This is a genomic window from Rhodococcus sp. S3 (assembly GCF_058211795.1).
The window spans coordinates 2,095,813-2,111,984 of sequence record NZ_CM177074.1; the positions used below are offsets into that span (position 1 = coordinate 2,095,813).

The following is a 16,172-nucleotide window of genomic DNA, read 5'->3' on the forward strand; positions in this document are numbered from 1 at the left end:
CTGGACACCGCGGTATCGAGGTCCGATCGATCTGCGGGAACCTCGCAGCGTCGTCGTGCGTTGACGAGGTGTCGGCACGACGGACGAAGGAGGATGGGATGGCGCTGTTGTTGCGTGAGGCACTCGGTGACAGCCTTCGGCGCACCCGTGTTTCGCAGAGCCGCACCCTGCGCGAAGTCTCCAGCAGCGCCCGGGTCAGCCTCGGCTATCTCTCGGAGATCGAGCGCGGCAGGAAGGAGGCCTCGAGCGAACTGCTCGCGGCCATCTGCGATGCACTGGACGTCCCGCTGTCCGACGTGCTGTTCGACGTGAGCGGTCTGCTGGCGGACGGCGTCGACCGTCGCGCGGGCATGGAGACCACCGCAGCCGCCACGGCACCCGCCGAGCGGTCCGACGACGGCGCCACCGCCGAGCCGGGGCTGCTCGCGCAGGAGCCGCGCATGGTGATCCCTGCACCCGCCGCACAGGCGCTGGCAGCCGCCTAACATGGATCACGAACCGTGCCGGCCTTGCCGGATACGGTCGTAAGCGACATCGACCGGGGCGTGGTGCGTGCACGGACCCGGCCGGGGCAGGTGGGTCGTCGGGGGTAGCAGCGGACCGGCGATCTTCGAACCGGGGCGCGAGGGCCGCGTACCGGGTCGCGTTCGGCGCGGCGTACCAGATGGAGGCAGGATCACACCCATGGCTAATCCTTTCGTCAAGGGCTGGAAGTACCTGATGGCGCTTTTCAACTCGAAGATCGATGAGAAGGCCGATCCGAAGGTCCAGATTCAGCAGGCGATCGAGGACGCGCAGCGGCAGCACCAGGCGCTCTCGCAGCAGGCGGCTTCCGTCATCGGTAACCAGCGTCAGCTCGAGATGAAGCTCAACCGTCAGTTGGACGAGGTCGAGAAGCTCAACGCGAGTGCTCGCCAGGCCGTCATGATGGCCGACCAGGCGACGGCGGCGGGCGACACCGAGAAGGCGATCCAGTACACGAACGCGGCGGAGGCCTTCGCGGCCCAGCTCGTCACCGCCGAGCAGTCCGTCGAGGACCTCAAGGTGCTGCACGACCAGTCGCTCCAGGCCGCCGCGCAGGCCAAGAAGGCCGTCGAGCAGAACGCCATGGCGCTGCAGCAGAAGGTCGCCGAGCGCACGAAGCTGCTCAGCCAGCTCGAGCAGGCCAAGATGCAGGAGCGCGTGAGCGAGTCGCTGCGTTCGATGGATTCGACCCTCGCAGCGCCGGGCACCACCCCGAGCCTCGACGCCGTCCGCGAGAAGATCGAGCGTCGCTACGCCAACGCTCTCGGTTCCGCCGAGCTCGCCCAGAACTCGGTGCAGGGCCGCATGCTCGAGGTGCAGCAGGCCACCGTCCAGATGGCCGGCCACAGCCGACTGGAGCAGATCCGGGCATCGATGAAGGGCGAGGCCCTTCCGGGCACTCCCGCCAACCCTGCCGTCGACACGCGCAAAGAGCCCCCGAACGCTGCCGGTACCACCGGCCGCTGATCCGCACGCCTCGGAACCGATCCGCCGTGAACGCCTCCGGAGACGACCGGACCGGGAACATCCCCGGTTCGGTCGTCTCTGCGTTCCGCGACGCCACCGACAACGCGATGGAGGCCGCGCGCCGCTGGCGCGATCCCGCCGCCCGCTTACGGCGTAAGAAGCGTCGCGCGCGTCGCCGGGCCAGTTTCTTCGGTGCCGGCTCGGGCACCACAGCAATCGGCACCGCCACTCTCGCCGTCGCGTCGGCTCCCGAATGGACGCTCGTCGCGGCCGGGGGAGCCACGGCGGCTCTCGCGGTGCCCGCCGTCCTCGCCGTCCGTACGTTCCGTCGTCTCGATGCGGTGCCGCTGCCCCCACCGCCGCCGCGCCGCCGGTCGCTGCCACCGGCCGGTTCGGTCGCCCGCGCCCCGATGGAACGCCTCGCGGCGAACGAGGAGAGCCTGCGGCGACTGCTCGGTGTGCTCGTCCGGTCGAACTCCGTGGCCCCCGACGACCTCACCGAGATCGACGACGCGGCCCGCGCAGCCGCATCCGCACTCGATGCCGTCGTCGAGGACGTCGTGGCCCTCGAATCCGCCGCGCGGGGCAGTGCGGCCGCGAAGACCCATCTCTCCGCCGCCATCGTCGACGCCGGCGAGCGTCTCGGGACGGGTGTCGACCAGTTCGAGGAACTCGTCGCCGCCGCCGCACGCCTCGCTGCGACCGCCGAGGGCAACCGGTCGCTGGCGATGCTCGACCAGCGACGCGCCGAACTGATCGCCACGTCCGACAAGCTCGAGAGCTGGGCGCAGTCCTGGCGCGAGTTGGGACAGATCGAGCAGCGTTACCGCCCCTGAGGGGTGGAACACCTCCGTCATCGACACCGCGAGCCGAGCACGTCGGCCGTCGACACCGGTCAGTCGTCCACACCACGAGCGGCGAGGGCCTCACCCATCGCCTCCGCGGTGCGCAGCGCTCCCACCACCACCGGAACCACGAGGGCCCGCAACGAGAATCCGAGACCACGCGCCTTGCGTGCCTCGGTCACGCGGGTGACCACGGTGCCGATCAGCGGGATGGCCCGGACGGTCATCACCAGCACGAGTCCCACCCGATCGGGATCGACCCCGACGCGCGCGAGGGGACGCGCCGCCCGCACGATCGCGTCGAGCATCTCGGTGGTCCGCGTCGTGAGGGTCACGAGGGCGGCCAGAGCGACCGCCACGAGCAGCGACCCGCAGATCACCACCGCCCGTTCCCATCCCGCCACCAGGACCTGGAACGCTGCGATGATCGCCAGCATCCACACCAGCGGCCGCAATTGCACAGCGGCCAGACGCGGAGGTATGCGCGCGGCCGCGTACGCGAGCACGGCCAACGCCAGGGCGGGCAGCACCTGCCAGGGCTGCCGGATCCACAGGGTCAGGGCGAGGATCAGTGCTGCCACCGCGAGCAGCTTCGCTCCCGCCGGAAGCCGATGCAGGACGGAGCGTCCGGGATGGTAGAGGCCGAAAGTGTTCACCCGATCAGATTCCGGTAGAACGCGAGCGCGGACGCCGGTTCGTCGTCGGCAACGACCCGCCCCGAATCGACCACCAGCACACGATCGAAGTCCGCGAGGAGTTCGAGATTGTGGGTCACCGCGATCACCTGCTGTGGCAGGCTCGCGAAGGTGCGCGCGATGAGCTTCGTGTTGCGCAGGTCGAGCAGGGTCGTCGGTTCGTCCGCGACGAGCACCGCCGGGTCGGTCACCATGATCGCGGCGAGCGCGAGCAACTGCTTCTGGCCGCCCGAGAGCAGGTGGCTGGGGTGGTCGTGATGCCCCGCGAGCCCGAAGTCGGCGAGGACCTGCCGTACCCGGGCCTCGCGTTCCTCCTTGCCGAGTCCGCTGCGGCGCAGTGAGAAGGCGACGTCCTCGGCGACCGTCGGCATGACGATCTGATGGTCCGGGTCGGTGAAGACGAATCCGACCTTCTTGCGGACCTCCCGGCCCTTGCGCGCTGTGTCGAGGCCGTCGACGGTCACCGAACCGGACCACGGGACGAGCAGGCCGTTGATCATGCGCGCCATCGTCGACTTGCCGCTGCCGTTCGCGCCGACGATGCCGACGCGTCGTTCGGTGAGGACCACGTCGACCCCGTCGAGGACGGTGCGGTCGCCGTAGGCGTGCCGCACCTCCCGGAATCGGATCTCGCTCATCGACGGTCGGGCGGCGGCGTCAGTGCGCGGGATCCGCAGCGGGGCGGGGCGCGATGCGCGGTGCCGCCAGTGCGGGATAGGCGCGGTGCACCTGGGCGGCGACCGCTGCGGCGACGACCGCCTTGGCGAGATCGCCCGGCAGGAAGGTGACGTTGGCAGCAGCGGCGGCCCACACCGTGAGATCCGTGCGCAGGACCATGCCCGCGATACCGAAGGCGTAGAGAACGACGATGCCACCGAGGACGTTGACGGCCACACCGGGCAACGTGCGGTATCGCGGCAGCATCTTCATGCTCAGCCAGCCGATCACGGCGACGGCAGGAACCCAGCCGATGAGGAAGCCCACCGTGGGACCGGCCAGCGAGGTGAGGGTCGTGCGCCCGCCGGCGAGTACGGGCAGCGCCAGTCCCAGCACGATCACGGTGAGCACCGACAGGACACCCTTGCGTGCGCCGAGCAGTGCACCCGCGAGCATCACGCCGAGGGTCTGCAACGTGATGGGCACGCCGGACGATCCGATGCTGATCTGACCGGGCAGTCCCAGGGCGATGATCAGGGCGGCGAAGACGGCGATCTGCGCGAGGTCGCGCGCGGGGATACGGCGGGACGTGGACACGATTACTCAGCCTTCCGGTATGGACGGTGAACCCGTAGAGCCTAAGCCGTACCGGCGTGCCGCGGGTCACCGACCCACCTCCGGGTGCCCGTGGGCCACACCCGGGGTGCGTCTCCGGGTGTCCCCTGATCTTTCCCTGATATCTGCGCTGACCTGCTGTTTTTCTCCACTCGAGCTGTCAGGATCGAGGCGTACCGAGCAAACGGAGTCCGGCACGGAAGAGGTCGGCATCGAGGGTGGGAGTACCCAATGTTCTGGAAGATCGTAGGAATCGTCGCGGTGGTGTGGGTCGGTCTCGCCGTCCTCGGTGCCCTGCTCGACAACCTGTTCGGCTTTCTCGTACTCGGCGCCGTGATCTTCGGCGGATACCTGCTGTACAAGGCAGTATCGGGAGGTGACAAGCACGACCTGACACGTCTGTAGGACGAAGGGGGCAGCTGTGGAGGCGGTACCGGAGGACTGGCAGGACGGACTCGTCGTCGTCGCCCACCCGGACGACATCGAATACGGCGCGGCGGCGGCGATCGCGCGGTGGACCCGACAGGGCAAGGAGATTTCCTACGTTCTGGCCACCAGTGGCGAGGCGGGCATCGCCGGTCTGTCGCCCGAGAAGAGCGGGCCGGTGCGGGAATCGGAGCAGCGCGAGTCCGCGCGGATCGTCGGAGTGGATACCGTCGAGTTCCTCGGGCACCCGGATGGTCGACTCGTCCCGAGTCTCGATCTCCGTCGCGACATCGCTTCCGCCATCCGACGTCATCGTCCTGAGATGGTGGTCACGCTCGCGTTCGGGCTGTCGCCCCGGCCGGGCTGGGTCAACAGTGCCGACCATCGGGCGCTCGGGATCAGCGTCCTCGACGCCGTCTCCGATGCCGCGAACGAATGGATCTTCCCGGAACTCACCGAACGCGGTCTGGAACCGTGGCACGGCGTGCGATGGGCTGCCGTGTGTCCGGGTTCGCCTCCGACCCACGCGGTGGACGTGACCGATACGGTCGAACTGGCAGTCGAGTCCCTCGCGGCGCACCGTCTGTACCTGCAGGCTCTCGACGACAGGCCGGTGGAGGCACAAGCGCGCGAACAGGTGGAGCGCGCATCGGCGCCGCTGCCGGGATTCGCTGCCGAGCGCGCCTCCGGGTTCGAGTTGTACACCTTCGCGGGATAGGAAGCGTCCCGCCGTCGGTGGCCTGTGGCAGGCTGTGCGCGTGCGAGTGGCGGTGGTGGCCGGGCCCGATGCGGGTCATGCGATTCCGGCGATCGCGTTGTCGCTGCGGCTCGCGGATGCCGGGCACGACGCGGTCGTCCTCACGGGCGAACGATGGCTCGGCCTCGAGCTGCCCGGTGTGACGTTCGCTGAGTTGAAGGGGCTGGCGCCCCGGCTCGGTGACGACGACGGCGACGCGGGGGCGAAGATCCACGCCCGCGCCGCCCATATCGCGAGCGAGATGCTCCCGGATCTCGGGGCCCTGCTACCCGACCTCGTCGTGGCGGACGTGCTCACCGCCGGCGGAGGGATGGCCGCCGAGCGCCTGGGGATCCCGTGGGTCGAGCTCTCGCCGCACCCGTTGTACCTGCCGTCGCGCGGGCTCCCGCCGATCGGCAGCGGTCTCGATGTGGGCAGGGGCGTGCGGGGCCGGTTGAGGGATGCCGCGTTGCGAGCGATGACCGCGAGATCGCTGCGGCAGGGGGAGCGCGAGCGTTCTGCCGCACGCGTCGGGATCGGTCTGCCGGCGCGCGATCCCGGGCCCCGGCCCCGGCTGATCGCCACCCTGCCGGCACTCGAGGTGCCACGTCCCGACTGGCCCGGGCACGCGCACGTCGTCGGTCCGCTGCTGTGGGAACCCACCGTGGAGATCCTCGATCCGCCGCCAGGGGACGGACCTCTCGTGATGGTCGCGCCGTCGACCGCGGTCACCGGCGTGACCGGGATGGTCGAGACGGTCTGCGACGCACTCGACGGGGCCGGGATGCGGGTCGCCGCGACGATGCTCGACCCTCCGCCGCAGTCGCTCCCCAGCTGGGCCGTCTCGGGTCGCGGCAGGCAGGACGTCCTGCTCCGGCAGGCCGATGTCGTCGTGTGCGGGGGTGGGCACGGGATGCTCGCCAAGACGCTGAGTGCGGGGGTTCCGGCGGTGATCGTTCCCGGGGGCGGCGACCAGTGGGAGCTGGCGAACCGCGCCGCACGGCAGGGGAGTGCGGTGGTGGTGCGTCCGCTCGACGCGGATGCGGTCCGCTCCGCGATCGACACCGTGCTGTCGTCGCCGGACTTCGCCGCCGCGGCTCGTGCGGCCGCGGACGGTGCCGGCGACGTGGAGGATCCGGTCGCGGTGTGCGAGGCCGCAGCGGACTGACTGTCGCGCCACACCGCGCGCGACTACCGTGGTCGGGGTGCGGTTGACGGAGTTCTACGAGGTGGTCCGGGACGAGTTCGGACAGATGCACGGCGATGCCCTGCTGCGCGATCACGTGCTGCTTTCGCTCGGTGGACGGACGGCGGCCGAGGCGATCGAGGCGGGACAGGAGCCCCGGGAGGTATGGCGCGCTCTCTGCGACGAGTTCGACGTCCCACCCGTGCGGCGGTAGCCGCGGAGCCGATCGGGGCTGTTCCCGACCGGAATCGGTGCAGGAGTAGATGCCGGAATCGATTTTCTGTCCGACCGGGATGAGACCATTCCTGGCGTACACGAAGCGACCGGATTTCGAACACGTGTTCGGCTATGCTGGGAACGCCGGGTGGGTTGTCCACAGGTGGTGATTCCATCCACAGATACGGCGTTTCCGCGGTCGCGACAGCGAACTTGTCGGTGCCGGGTTCTAACGTCGTCGACAACAAGGACGAGATTCTATTAAGGGGACCAAGATGGCAGCACAGGCTCACGACCGCGAGAAGGCGCTCGAGCTCGCCCTCGCGCAGATCGACAAGAGCTTCGGTAAGGGCTCGGTGATGCGCCTGGGCGAGGACGTCCGTCCGCCCATCGCAGTCATTCCCACCGGGTCGATCGCACTCGACGTGGCTCTCGGTATCGGCGGCCTGCCGCGCGGGCGCGTCATCGAGATCTACGGCCCGGAATCCTCGGGTAAGACGACGGTGGCCCTCCACGCGGTCGCCAACGCGCAGGCCGCCGGCGGCATCGCGGCGTTCATCGACGCCGAGCACGCCCTCGATCCGGACTACGCGCGCAAGCTCGGTGTCGACACCGACGCCCTGCTCGTGTCCCAACCCGACACCGGTGAGCAGGCCCTCGAGATCGCCGACATGCTCATCCGCTCGGGTGCGCTCGACATCATCGTCATCGACTCGGTCGCGGCGCTCGTGCCCCGCGCCGAGATCGAGGGCGAGATGGGCGACAGCCACGTCGGTCTCCAGGCCCGCCTGATGAGCCAGGCACTGCGCAAGATGACCGGTGCTCTCAACAACTCCGGCACCACCGCGATCTTCATCAACCAGCTGCGCGAGAAGATCGGCGTGATGTTCGGCTCGCCCGAGACCACCACGGGCGGTAAGGCACTGAAGTTCTACGCCTCGGTGCGTCTGGACGTGCGCCGGATCGAGACGCTCAAGGACGGCGGCGACGCGGTGGGCAACCGCACCCGCGTGAAGGTCGTCAAGAACAAGGTCTCGCCTCCGTTCAAGCAGGCCGAGTTCGACATCCTGTACGGCCAGGGCATCTCGAAGGAGGGCTCGCTCATCGACATGGGTGTCGAGCAAGGCTTCATCCGCAAGTCCGGCTCCTGGTACACCTACGAGGGCGACCAGCTGGGGCAGGGCAAGGAGAACGCCCGCAAGTTCCTGCTCGAGAACACCGATGTGCGCGACGAGATCGAGAAGAAGATCAAGGAGAAGCTCGGCATCGGTGCCGTTCTCACCGATCCGAGCGACGTCGAGGAGCCGGTCGACTTCTAGTCACCACCCACGGCTCTGCGGGGGCACGGACGCACATCGCGTCCGTGCCCCCGCGGCGTATCCGCACCCGGCCGCGTTGTCGGTGGGTCCGGTTACTGTGCGCGTCATGGACGACCCCGAGGAACGACGGCCCGACGCCCGACGCGAACGACGCGGACGGCGGCGCTCGGCTCGCACCGAGCAGGAACTGCCCGGCGGCGGCACCGAAGCGCAGGCCAAGGACGTCTGCCTTCGTCTGCTGACCGATCGCGCACGCAGCCGATCCGAGCTCGCGACGAAACTCGAGCAGAAAGGGTTCGCGTCCGACGTCGCCGAACGTGCCCTCGATCGGCTCACCGAGGTCGGGTTGATCGACGACGCGGATTTCGCGAACCAGTGGGCGCGTTCACGGCATCTGCACGCCGGGAAGGGCAAGCGCGCGATCGCACTCGAACTGCGCCGCAAGGGAATCGACGCCGACGACGCAGCGGCCGCCCTCGAACAGATCGACACCGCCGACGAACGGGAACGGGCGGTCGAACTCGTCCGCAAGAAGCTCCGCACCCAGCCGCCGCTGCCCACCGAGGGCGATCGGCGCGAGATCGCGGCCGAACGCGACAAGTTGGTGCGGCGGCTGGTCGGGATGCTGGCCCGGCGCGGCTACGCGCAGGGGATGGCGTTCGATGTCGTGCGGGAAGAACTCGCGACGTTCGGTGCCGACGCGAGCGACCTCCCGCACGACTGAGCCCGACTGCGAAACGCCTGGGCTCGACTGCGAACTTCGCAACCGCAGTGCTGCTGTTACTTGCGGCCCTCGCCGCTCAGGTCCAGGCCCGGCACCGACATCGTGGGCATCGTCTGCGGCTCTTCGGCCGCCACGGCACCCTTCTTCCGCTTCCCGGATCGCAGACGCTTCTCGAGCCAGATCGCGAACTGTGTCAGCGCACTGTTGAGGATGATCATGATCGCCGCGACCACCAGCAGCGACGGCAGGTAGTTCTGGAAGAACGCGCCGAGCTGCTGGCCGGAACGCACCACTTCGACATAGCCGATGAGGTAGCCGAGCGCGGAGTCCTTGAGCGCGATCACCATCTGCGACACGATCGCCGGGAGCATGACCGTCACGGCCTGCGGCAGCAGGATCAGTCGCATGAGCTGGTTCTTCCGCATGCCGATCGCGTAGGCGGCCTCGCTCTGACCACGCGGAAGCGATCGGATGCCCGCGCGCACGATCTCGGCGATGACCGAGCCGTTGTACAGGGTCAGGCCGGTGATGACCGCCGCGAGCGCGAGATATCCGGACTTGAAGACGCGGTACTCGGCGAACACCTGGTAGGCGAAGATCATCAGGATCAGCACCGGGACGGCGCGGAACAACTCGACGATCGTGCCGGCGATCCAGCGGACCCACCGGTGGTCGGACAGACGCGCGATACCCAGGACCGTGCCGAGCACGAGTGCCAGCACGATCGACGCGACGGCCGCGATGATCGTGCCGCGGATGCCGGGCAGCAGATAGGTGGTCCAGCTGGACGATTCGACGAACGGCTCCCACTTGGCGGCCGTCAGCTGTCCGTTGGCGTCGAGCGCGCGGTAGACGATCCAGCCGACCAGGACGAGGAGCGCGACCACGACCACCGACAGGATCCGGTAGAGCGCCTTGGCGCGGGGCCCGGGTGCGTCGTAGAGAACGGTTCCGTGTGCACTCATCGGGCGACCTCGTATCGCTTGCTGAGCCGGCCGAAGAGCAGGCCGGTGGGAAGGGTGAGGATGACGAATCCGAGCGCGAAGATGCCACCGACGACGAAGATGGCCGCTTCGTTCTCGATCATCGTCTTCATCAGCAGCGAGGCCTCGGACACGCCGATGACGGAGGCGATCGTCGAGTTCTTGGTCAACGCGATGAGCACCGAACCGAGCGGGGCGATGACCGCGCGGAACGCCTGCGGGAGGACGATCAGGCGCAGGTTCTGGCTGAAGGTCAGGCCCAGCGAGCGGCCGGCCTCCGACTGGCCGAGCGAGACCGTGTTGATGCCCGAGCGGAGCGACTCGCACACGAAGGCCGCCGTGTAGACGCTCAGGCCGAGCACGGCGAGCCGGAAGTTGTTGTCCACCAGGAAGGTCGGCGACGACTCGGAGGCCAGCTTGATGCCGAGCGTCTGGGACAGACCGAACAGGCAGAAGATGATGATCAGGGTCAGCGGGGTGTTACGGAAGATCGTCACGTAGGCGGCGCCGACGGCACGCGCGACGGGGATGGGGGACACGCGCATCGCGGCGAGGATCGTTCCGAGGATCAGTGCACCGATCGCCGAGATGACGGTCAGCTGGATCGTGGTCCAGAACGCGTCGAGTAGCTGGCTGCTGTACTTGCTCAACAGATCCACAGGTCACTCCGGGATCGAGGGGACGGGTGGGAGTCCGGAACGGTCCGGCCGGTCCGTGGGATCACGGACCGGCCGCACCGGCGGACGTGACGGGTGGTACCCGTACGCGGTGTCGATCGACACTCAGTAGCGATCGACGGTGGGCTGCTCCGGGAGCTCGTAGCCCGAGGCACCGACCGTCTCCTGGAACGCGGCCTCCCATGCACCGCTGGCGATCATCTCCTCGATCGCGTCGTTGATCGCGTTGCGCGACTCGTCGTCGCCCTTGGCGAGACCGATGCCGTAACGCTCGGTGGTGAACGGCTCACCGACGACCTTGAAGTCGCCCGGGCTCTGCGCGGCGTAACCGGCGAGGATGATGTCGTCGGTGGTCACCGCATCGACGGCGCCGTTGCGCAGCGCCTCCACGCACAGCGAATAGGTGTCGAACTCCTGGAGCTGGACGTCCTGCGCGTAGTTGTCCTTCACGTTCTGGGCCGGGGTCGAACCCGCCACCGAGCACAGGCGCTTGCCGCCGTTGAGCGTTTCGGGTCCGGTGATCTCGGTCTCGTCGGCGCGCACGAGGAGCGACTGTCCGGCGATGAAGTACGGACCTGCGAAGTCCACCTTCTCCTTGCGGGAATCGGTGATCGAGTAGGTCGCGACGACGTAGTCGACCTCACCGTTCTGGATGAGCGTCTCGCGCTGGGCCGAAGGAGCCTCCTTGAAGGTGATGTTCTCCGGCGGGACACCGAGCTGGTCGGCGACGTACTCGGCGACCTCGACGTCGAACCCGCTGAACGAACCGTCCGGGTTGCGCAGGCCCAGGCCCGGCTGGTCGAACTTGATACCGACCGTCAGGGTGCCGTTCTCCGCGGACTGCGAGACACTGCGCGTCTCGTCGCCACCGCACGCCGTGGCGACCACTGCCACGGCGACGGCGCCGATGCCCAGGCGGATGGAGCGGGACAATTTCATCGAATACCTCCGGTGCGGTTCGGAACTACGTCCGACGGACCGGGTGGCCCGTCGGATGCGGGGAAAGGTTCAGTGACTGAGGATCTTGCCGAGGAAGTCCTTGGCGCGATCGGATTTCGGTGCGGTGAAGAAGGTCTCGGGATCGGTGTCCTCGACGATGCGACCGTCGGCCATGAACAGCACGCGGTCGCCGGCCTTGCGGGCGAATCCCATCTCGTGGGTGACCACGACCATCGTCATGCCCTCCTTCGCGAGGGAGGTCATCACGTCGAGGACCTCCTGGACCATCTCGGGGTCGAGGGCGGAGGTGGGCTCGTCGAACAGCATGACCTTGGGGTTCATCGCGAGCGCGCGTGCGATGGCGACGCGTTGCTGCTGGCCGCCCGACAGTTGTGCCGGGTACTTGTCGGCCTGGTTGGCGATGCCGACCCGGTCGAGCAGCTGCATCGCCGACTCGCGGGCCTTCTCCTTCTTGATCTTGCGCACCTTGATGGGGCCGAGCATGACGTTCTCGAGGATCGTCTTGTGGGCGAAGAGGTTGAACGACTGGAACACCATGCCGACGTCCGAACGCAGGCGGGCGAGTGCCTTGCCCTCCTCCGGCAGCAGGGTGCCGTCCACGTGGATCTCTCCCGAGTCGATCGGTTCGAGCCGGTTGATGGTGCGGCAGAGGGTCGATTTACCCGAACCCGACGGACCGACGACGATGACGACCTGTCCTCGCGGGATCTCGAGGTTGATGTCCTGCAGTACGTGCAGGGATCCGAAATGCTTGTTCACCCCGTTCATGGAGATCATGGACGAGCTGGTGTCCGACTTCTCGGACGGACGATCCGTTCCGGCTGCCGCTGATGTCATATCTGCAGACCCTATGCCGTCCGGCGCCCGAGACTTCGCATTTCGGGACACCTTCGGTGCACGCGTCACGGGATTTTTACGGCACGAGCGGTGACCGACACCTCGACGGGGCTCATGGGGGCAGCGCGTGGAAAGGAGACCGGTCGAGGTGAGATACCCTGAGACGTGTCACTGATCGACGAAGAAGCCCCCCGCACCGGTGCCCGGACCTACGAGGTCCGCACCTACGGCTGCCAGATGAACGTACACGACTCCGAGCGTCTGTCGGGGTTGTTGGAGGACGCCGGCTTCACCAAGGCCGGGCCCGGCGCGTCACCCGATCTGGTGGTCTTCAACACCTGCGCGGTGCGGGAGAACGCCGACAACAAGCTGTACGGCAATCTGAGTCATCTGCGTCCGGTCAAGGACGACAACCCCGACATGCAGATCGCCGTCGGAGGCTGCCTCGCCCAGAAGGACCGCGACACGGTCGTCGAGAAGGCGCCCTGGGTCGACGTGGTCTTCGGCACGCACAACATCGGCAATCTCCCCGCACTGCTCGAACGCGCGCGGCACAACCGCCGTGCCGAGGTCGAGATCCTCGACGCCCTCGAGGCGTTCCCCTCGACGCTGCCCGCCAAGCGCGAGTCGTCGTACGCCGGATGGGTGTCGATCTCCGTCGGCTGCAACAACACGTGCACCTTCTGCATCGTGCCGTCGCTGCGCGGCAAGGAGGTCGACCGGCGCCCGGGCGACATCCTCGCCGAGGTGCAGGCGCTCGTCGACGAGGGCGTGCTCGAGGTGACACTGCTCGGCCAGAACGTCAACTCCTACGGCCGGTCCTTCGCCGATCCGGAGCAGCCCCGCGACCGGGGCGCCTTCGCGTCGCTGCTGCGCGCGTGCGGCGAGATCGAGGGCCTCGAGCGGGTGCGCTTCACGTCCCCGCATCCGGCGGAGTTCACCGACGACGTCATCGACGCGATGGCGCAGACCCCCAACGTGTGCCCGCAGCTGCACATGCCGCTGCAGTCCGGCAGCGACCGGATCCTGCGCGCCATGCGCCGCTCGTACCGCAAGGAACGCTTCCTGGGCATCATCGAGCGGGTCCGTGCCGCGATGCCGCACGCCGCGATCACCACCGACATCATCGTCGGCTTCCCCGGCGAAACCGAGGAGGACTTCCAGCAGACCCTCGAGGTCGTCGAGAAGGCACGGTTCACCAGCGCGTTCACCTTCCAGTACTCGAAGCGCCCCGGCACGCCCGCTGCCGACATGGACGGTCAGCTCCCCAAGGCCGTGGTGCAGGAACGTTACGAGCGCCTGATCGCGCTGCAGGAACGCATCACCCTCGAGGAGAACCGCAAGCTCGTCGGAACCGAGGTCGAACTGCTCGTCGCCGCGGGGGAGGGCCGCAAGAACGCCGAGACCGCCCGGATGAGCGGGCGTGCCCGCGACGGCCGCCTCGTCCACTTCCGTCCCGAGGGCGCGATCGACACCGCGGTGCGTCCCGGCGACGTCATCACGATCGTCGTCAGCGACGCCGCGCCGCACCACCTCGTCGCGGACACCCCGATCCTCACGCACCGCCGTACACGTGCGGGCGACCACTTCGAACAGGGCCGGCTGCCCAAGACACCGCCGATCGGTGTCGGACTCGGACTGCCGAGCATCGGCGTCCCCGACCCGCTGCCGCCTCAGATGGGATGCAACGCATGACCACCGACAAGCCGCACGATCACCACGCGACGGGTGACGTACGCGCCGAACTCGAAGCCGCCGAACGGAAGGTGGCGAGCGACATCGACCCGGGCGCCCGGGCGATGTTCGTCGCGATCGCCGTCCTGATCCTGTTGGCGACCTTCAGCCTGCCCCACGCCGGATCCGCGAACGGGTGGGAGGTGCTGTCCTTCGCCCCGGACGCGACCACCGAGGAGATCGGTCTGCCGTCGCGGCTGTTCGTCGGCTTCGCAGTGGTCTTCGCCGGGCTGGGCTCGATCCTCGCGCTCGTCACCCGCAAGTGGTCGCTCGCGTGGGTGTCCCTGGCCGGATCGGCGGTGACCATCGTCTTCGGCATGCTCGCGATCTGGTCGCGCCAGACCCTGCCCGTCGAGTCGTCCGCCGCGGGACCGGGATTCGGTCTCGTCATCGGCTGGTTCGCCGTCATGGTCATCGTCTTCCACTGGGCCCGTGTGGTGTGGGCGCGGACCTCGGCCCAGCTCGAGGCCGAGGCCGAGTTGCGGAAGGTCGCGGCCCAGCACGAACGGCCCCGCCTGATGCGCGACGACCCCGAGGCCTGACGCCTCCCGAACGAAGACGATCCCCCTCTCCCGATCGGGAGAGGGGGATCGTCGTCTTCGGATGTCGCGGGTCAGCGCTCGCCGACGGCGCCTTCGGCCGCGTCGGCCCACTCGCGCCACTGCGCGGCCTGGGCGAGAGCCTTCTCGGCCTCCTTCGCCCGGCCGGCGGCGGTCGCCTTGGCGGCCTGCTCCTCGAACTGGCGCACCCGCTCACGGAACTGGGCCGCACGGGCGAGTGCCTCGGGATCGGTGCGGCGCCACTCGGAATCCGCGGCCTCGCGCACCTTCTTCTCGATGGCCCGCAGCCGACCCTCGAGATCGTGCATGCGCTCGCGCGGCACCTTGCCGATCGCCTCCCACTGGTCCTGAAGCTCGCGCAGGCGCGCCCGGGCACCTTCGAGATCGGCCGCCGGGTCGATCGAGGAGGCCGCCTCGAGCAGGGCCTCCTTCGCGCGGGCGTTCTCCTCGAACTCGGCGTCGCGCTCGGCGTTCGCGGCGTTGCGTGCGGCGAAGAAGACGTCCTGGGCGCCCTTGAACCGCTTCCACAGCTGGTCGTCGGCGTCCTTCGGTGCGCGTCCGGCCGCCTTCCACTCGGCGAGCAGGTCGCGGAAGGCCGCGGCGGTGGCACCCCAGTCGGTGGAGTTCTGCAGTTCCTCCGCCCGGGCGACGAGTTCTTCCTTGCGGCTCTTCGCCGCGGCGCGCTCGCGGTCGAGTTCGGCGAAGTGGGCTCCGCGACGCCGGTTGAACGCCTCGCGTGCCTTCGAGTAGCGACGCCACAACACGTCGTCGACCTTCCGGTCGACCCCGCGGATGGTCTTCCACTCCTCGAGGATCTCGCGCAGCCGGTCGCCGGCGGCCTTCCACTGGGTGGATTCGGCGGCGATCGTCTCGGCCTCGGCCGCGAGGGCCTCCTTGCGGGCCGTGCTCTCGGCGCGCCGACGCTCCTTCTCCTGCTTGGCGAGAGCCGCGGCCTCCTCGGAGTGCTCGATGATCGCGGTGAGCCGGGTGGCGAGCGCATCGAGATCACCGATGACGGCGGCGGTCGGCAGCGACTCGGCCAGTGCCTCGGCGGCCGCGCGGGTCTTCTTCACGTCGGCGGTGCCGGAGGTCAACCGGGTCTCGAGGATCGCCACCTCGGTGGCGAGATCGTCGTAACGGCGTCCGAAGTGCGCGAGGCCCTCGGCGGCGTCGCCTGCCTGCCACGATCCGATGCACCGCTCGCCCTCGCTCGTGCGGACCCATGCGGTGCCGTCCTCGTCGACGCGTCCGAACCGACTCGGATCGCTCGCGGGCACCGCCGGGACGTGGGGGTGCGTCTGGGCCGCGACGGGATGCGGCTTCGGGGGTGCTGCGGTGGAACTGCCGTTCTCTCGGCCCGCAGGGCCGGGCGTCGCAGCATGGGCTCGGGGTGTGGCGGGACCGGGACGCGGGGTCCGCTCCTGCGTCGACTCGCCGGTTCGGTCCTGTGCGTTCGGGTCGCTCATCGATACCTCATCTCTGCCGCGCGGCACGGCTGCCTGGTCGCATGG

At 68.8% G+C, this 16,172-nt stretch carries 19 protein-coding genes; 11 read left to right on the forward strand and 8 right to left on the reverse strand.

The genetic code is table 11. From position 1 onward, the window contains the following. The first annotated feature begins 98 nt into the window (after positions 1-98). The 3 genes from AC0LPE_RS09755 (at position 99) to pspM (ending at position 2,327) form a co-directional block, all read left to right on the forward strand. Positions 99-485, forward strand: coding sequence for a helix-turn-helix domain-containing protein (locus AC0LPE_RS09755; protein WP_026061660.1), 387 nt, complete (start codon positions 99-101; stop codon positions 483-485). 199 nt (positions 486-684) lie between these two features. Further along, the gene (gene pspA / locus AC0LPE_RS09760) at positions 685-1,491 is read left to right on the forward strand and encodes a phage shock protein PspA (protein WP_006551283.1); all 807 of its coding nucleotides are present in this window, start codon (positions 685-687) and stop codon (positions 1,489-1,491) included. A 26-nt stretch (positions 1,492-1,517) separates the two neighbouring features. Beyond that, the gene (pspM, locus tag AC0LPE_RS09765; protein ID WP_258259316.1) at positions 1,518-2,327 is read left to right on the forward strand and encodes a phage shock envelope stress response protein PspM; all 810 of its coding nucleotides are present in this window, start codon (positions 1,518-1,520) and stop codon (positions 2,325-2,327) included. A gap of 59 nt (positions 2,328-2,386) precedes the next feature. Here the strand turns inward: pspM and AC0LPE_RS09770 are convergent, their stop codons facing one another. The 3 genes from AC0LPE_RS09770 to AC0LPE_RS09780 are packed head-to-tail and all read right to left on the reverse strand — an operon-like array spanning position 2,387 to position 4,285. Further along, positions 2,387-2,992, reverse strand: a complete 606-nt coding sequence (locus AC0LPE_RS09770; RefSeq protein WP_088898223.1) for a CbiQ family ECF transporter T component — start codon at positions 2,990-2,992, stop codon at positions 2,387-2,389. After that, positions 2,989-3,669, reverse strand: a complete 681-nt coding sequence (locus AC0LPE_RS09775; protein ID WP_490606104.1) for an energy-coupling factor ABC transporter ATP-binding protein — start codon at positions 3,667-3,669, stop codon at positions 2,989-2,991. Before AC0LPE_RS09775 ends, AC0LPE_RS09770 begins: the two co-directional genes overlap by 4 nt. A 19-nt stretch (positions 3,670-3,688) precedes the next feature. Continuing rightward, positions 3,689-4,285 (reverse strand): biotin transporter BioY, encoded by a 597-nt coding sequence (locus AC0LPE_RS09780; protein ID WP_088898222.1) that lies wholly within the window; start codon positions 4,283-4,285, stop codon positions 3,689-3,691. 249 nt (positions 4,286-4,534) lie between these two features. On the opposite strand from AC0LPE_RS09780, the gene AC0LPE_RS09785 reads away from it, so the two are divergent. From AC0LPE_RS09785 to recX, 6 genes are all read left to right on the forward strand, one after another. Beyond that, the gene (locus tag AC0LPE_RS09785) at positions 4,535-4,708 is read left to right on the forward strand and encodes a hypothetical protein (RefSeq protein ID WP_006551287.1); all 174 of its coding nucleotides are present in this window, start codon (positions 4,535-4,537) and stop codon (positions 4,706-4,708) included. Between the two features lie 16 nt (positions 4,709-4,724). Further along, positions 4,725-5,447 (forward strand): PIG-L deacetylase family protein, encoded by a 723-nt coding sequence (locus tag AC0LPE_RS09790; RefSeq protein WP_106199985.1) that lies wholly within the window; start codon positions 4,725-4,727, stop codon positions 5,445-5,447. A 40-nt stretch (positions 5,448-5,487) separates the two neighbouring features. Further along, positions 5,488-6,633, forward strand: coding sequence for a glycosyltransferase (locus tag AC0LPE_RS09795; protein ID WP_211269808.1), 1,146 nt, complete (start codon positions 5,488-5,490; stop codon positions 6,631-6,633). A 37-nt stretch (positions 6,634-6,670) separates the two neighbouring features. Further along, positions 6,671-6,865, forward strand: a complete 195-nt coding sequence (locus AC0LPE_RS09800; protein WP_006551291.1) for a DUF3046 domain-containing protein — start codon at positions 6,671-6,673, stop codon at positions 6,863-6,865. Between the two features lie 277 nt (positions 6,866-7,142). Beyond that, entirely contained in the window at positions 7,143-8,186 is a 1,044-nt protein-coding gene (recA, locus tag AC0LPE_RS09805) for a recombinase RecA (protein ID WP_006551292.1), read from the forward strand. Between the two features lie 106 nt (positions 8,187-8,292). Further along, positions 8,293-8,910 carry a recombination regulator RecX gene (gene recX, locus AC0LPE_RS09810; protein WP_016692690.1) on the forward strand — a complete coding sequence of 206 codons (618 nt, stop codon included), beginning with the start codon at positions 8,293-8,295 and terminating at the stop codon, positions 8,908-8,910. Between the two features lie 56 nt (positions 8,911-8,966). Here recX and AC0LPE_RS09815 read toward each other — a convergent pair whose 3' ends face one another. The 4 genes from AC0LPE_RS09815 to gluA form a co-directional block, all read right to left on the reverse strand. Further along, positions 8,967-9,875 (reverse strand): amino acid ABC transporter permease, encoded by a 909-nt coding sequence (locus tag AC0LPE_RS09815; RefSeq protein ID WP_006551295.1) that lies wholly within the window; start codon positions 9,873-9,875, stop codon positions 8,967-8,969. Then, entirely contained in the window at positions 9,872-10,552 is a 681-nt protein-coding gene (locus tag AC0LPE_RS09820) for an amino acid ABC transporter permease (RefSeq protein WP_006551296.1), read from the reverse strand. Before AC0LPE_RS09820 ends, AC0LPE_RS09815 begins: the two co-directional genes overlap by 4 nt. 123 nt (positions 10,553-10,675) lie before the next feature. After that, entirely contained in the window at positions 10,676-11,509 is an 834-nt protein-coding gene (locus AC0LPE_RS09825; RefSeq protein ID WP_016692693.1) for a glutamate ABC transporter substrate-binding protein, read from the reverse strand. A 69-nt stretch (positions 11,510-11,578) separates the two neighbouring features. Beyond that, positions 11,579-12,307: a glutamate ABC transporter ATP-binding protein GluA gene (gene gluA, locus AC0LPE_RS09830; protein WP_186455156.1), complete on the reverse strand. Its 729-nt coding sequence runs from the start codon at positions 12,305-12,307 to the stop codon at positions 11,579-11,581. Between the two features lie 225 nt (positions 12,308-12,532). Between gluA and miaB the strand changes: the two genes are divergently transcribed. Together miaB and AC0LPE_RS09840 are read left to right on the forward strand one after the other, a co-directional pair. Then, positions 12,533-14,062, forward strand: coding sequence for a tRNA (N6-isopentenyl adenosine(37)-C2)-methylthiotransferase MiaB (gene miaB / locus AC0LPE_RS09835; protein WP_443209262.1), 1,530 nt, complete (start codon positions 12,533-12,535; stop codon positions 14,060-14,062). Beyond that, on the forward strand, positions 14,050-14,643 hold the full coding sequence (locus AC0LPE_RS09840) for an Rv2732c family membrane protein (protein ID WP_088898218.1): 594 nt from the start codon (positions 14,050-14,052) through the stop codon (positions 14,641-14,643). Before miaB ends, AC0LPE_RS09840 begins: the two co-directional genes overlap by 13 nt. A 71-nt stretch (positions 14,644-14,714) precedes the next feature. Here AC0LPE_RS09840 and AC0LPE_RS09845 read toward each other — a convergent pair whose 3' ends face one another. Further along, the gene (locus tag AC0LPE_RS09845; RefSeq protein ID WP_443209260.1) at positions 14,715-16,127 is read right to left on the reverse strand and encodes a DUF349 domain-containing protein; all 1,413 of its coding nucleotides are present in this window, start codon (positions 16,125-16,127) and stop codon (positions 14,715-14,717) included. Between the last annotated feature and the right edge of the window lie 45 nt (positions 16,128-16,172).

Bases quoted from the DNA above. Each gene is read 5' to 3' on its own strand.
- AC0LPE_RS09755 (WP_026061660.1), top strand. From the start codon at position 99: ATGGCGCTGTTGTTGCGTGAGGCACTCGGTGACAGCCTTCGGCGCACC.
- pspA (WP_006551283.1), top strand. From the start codon at position 685: ATGGCTAATCCTTTCGTCAAGGGCTGGAAGTACCTGATGGCGCTTTTC.
- AC0LPE_RS09775 (WP_490606104.1), bottom strand. From the start codon at position 3,669: ATGAGCGAGATCCGATTCCGGGAGGTGCGGCACGCCTACGGCGACCGC.
- AC0LPE_RS09785 (WP_006551287.1), top strand. From the start codon at position 4,535: ATGTTCTGGAAGATCGTAGGAATCGTCGCGGTGGTGTGGGTCGGTCTC.
- recA (WP_006551292.1), top strand. From the start codon at position 7,143: ATGGCAGCACAGGCTCACGACCGCGAGAAGGCGCTCGAGCTCGCCCTC.
- recX (WP_016692690.1), top strand. From the start codon at position 8,293: ATGGACGACCCCGAGGAACGACGGCCCGACGCCCGACGCGAACGACGC.
- AC0LPE_RS09815 (WP_006551295.1), bottom strand. From the start codon at position 9,875: ATGAGTGCACACGGAACCGTTCTCTACGACGCACCCGGGCCCCGCGCC.
- AC0LPE_RS09825 (WP_016692693.1), bottom strand. From the start codon at position 11,509: ATGAAATTGTCCCGCTCCATCCGCCTGGGCATCGGCGCCGTCGCCGTG.
- gluA (WP_186455156.1), bottom strand. From the start codon at position 12,307: ATGATCTCCATGAACGGGGTGAACAAGCATTTCGGATCCCTGCACGTA.
- AC0LPE_RS09840 (WP_088898218.1), top strand. From the start codon at position 14,050: ATGCAACGCATGACCACCGACAAGCCGCACGATCACCACGCGACGGGT.
- AC0LPE_RS09845 (WP_443209260.1), bottom strand. From the start codon at position 16,127: ATGAGCGACCCGAACGCACAGGACCGAACCGGCGAGTCGACGCAGGAG.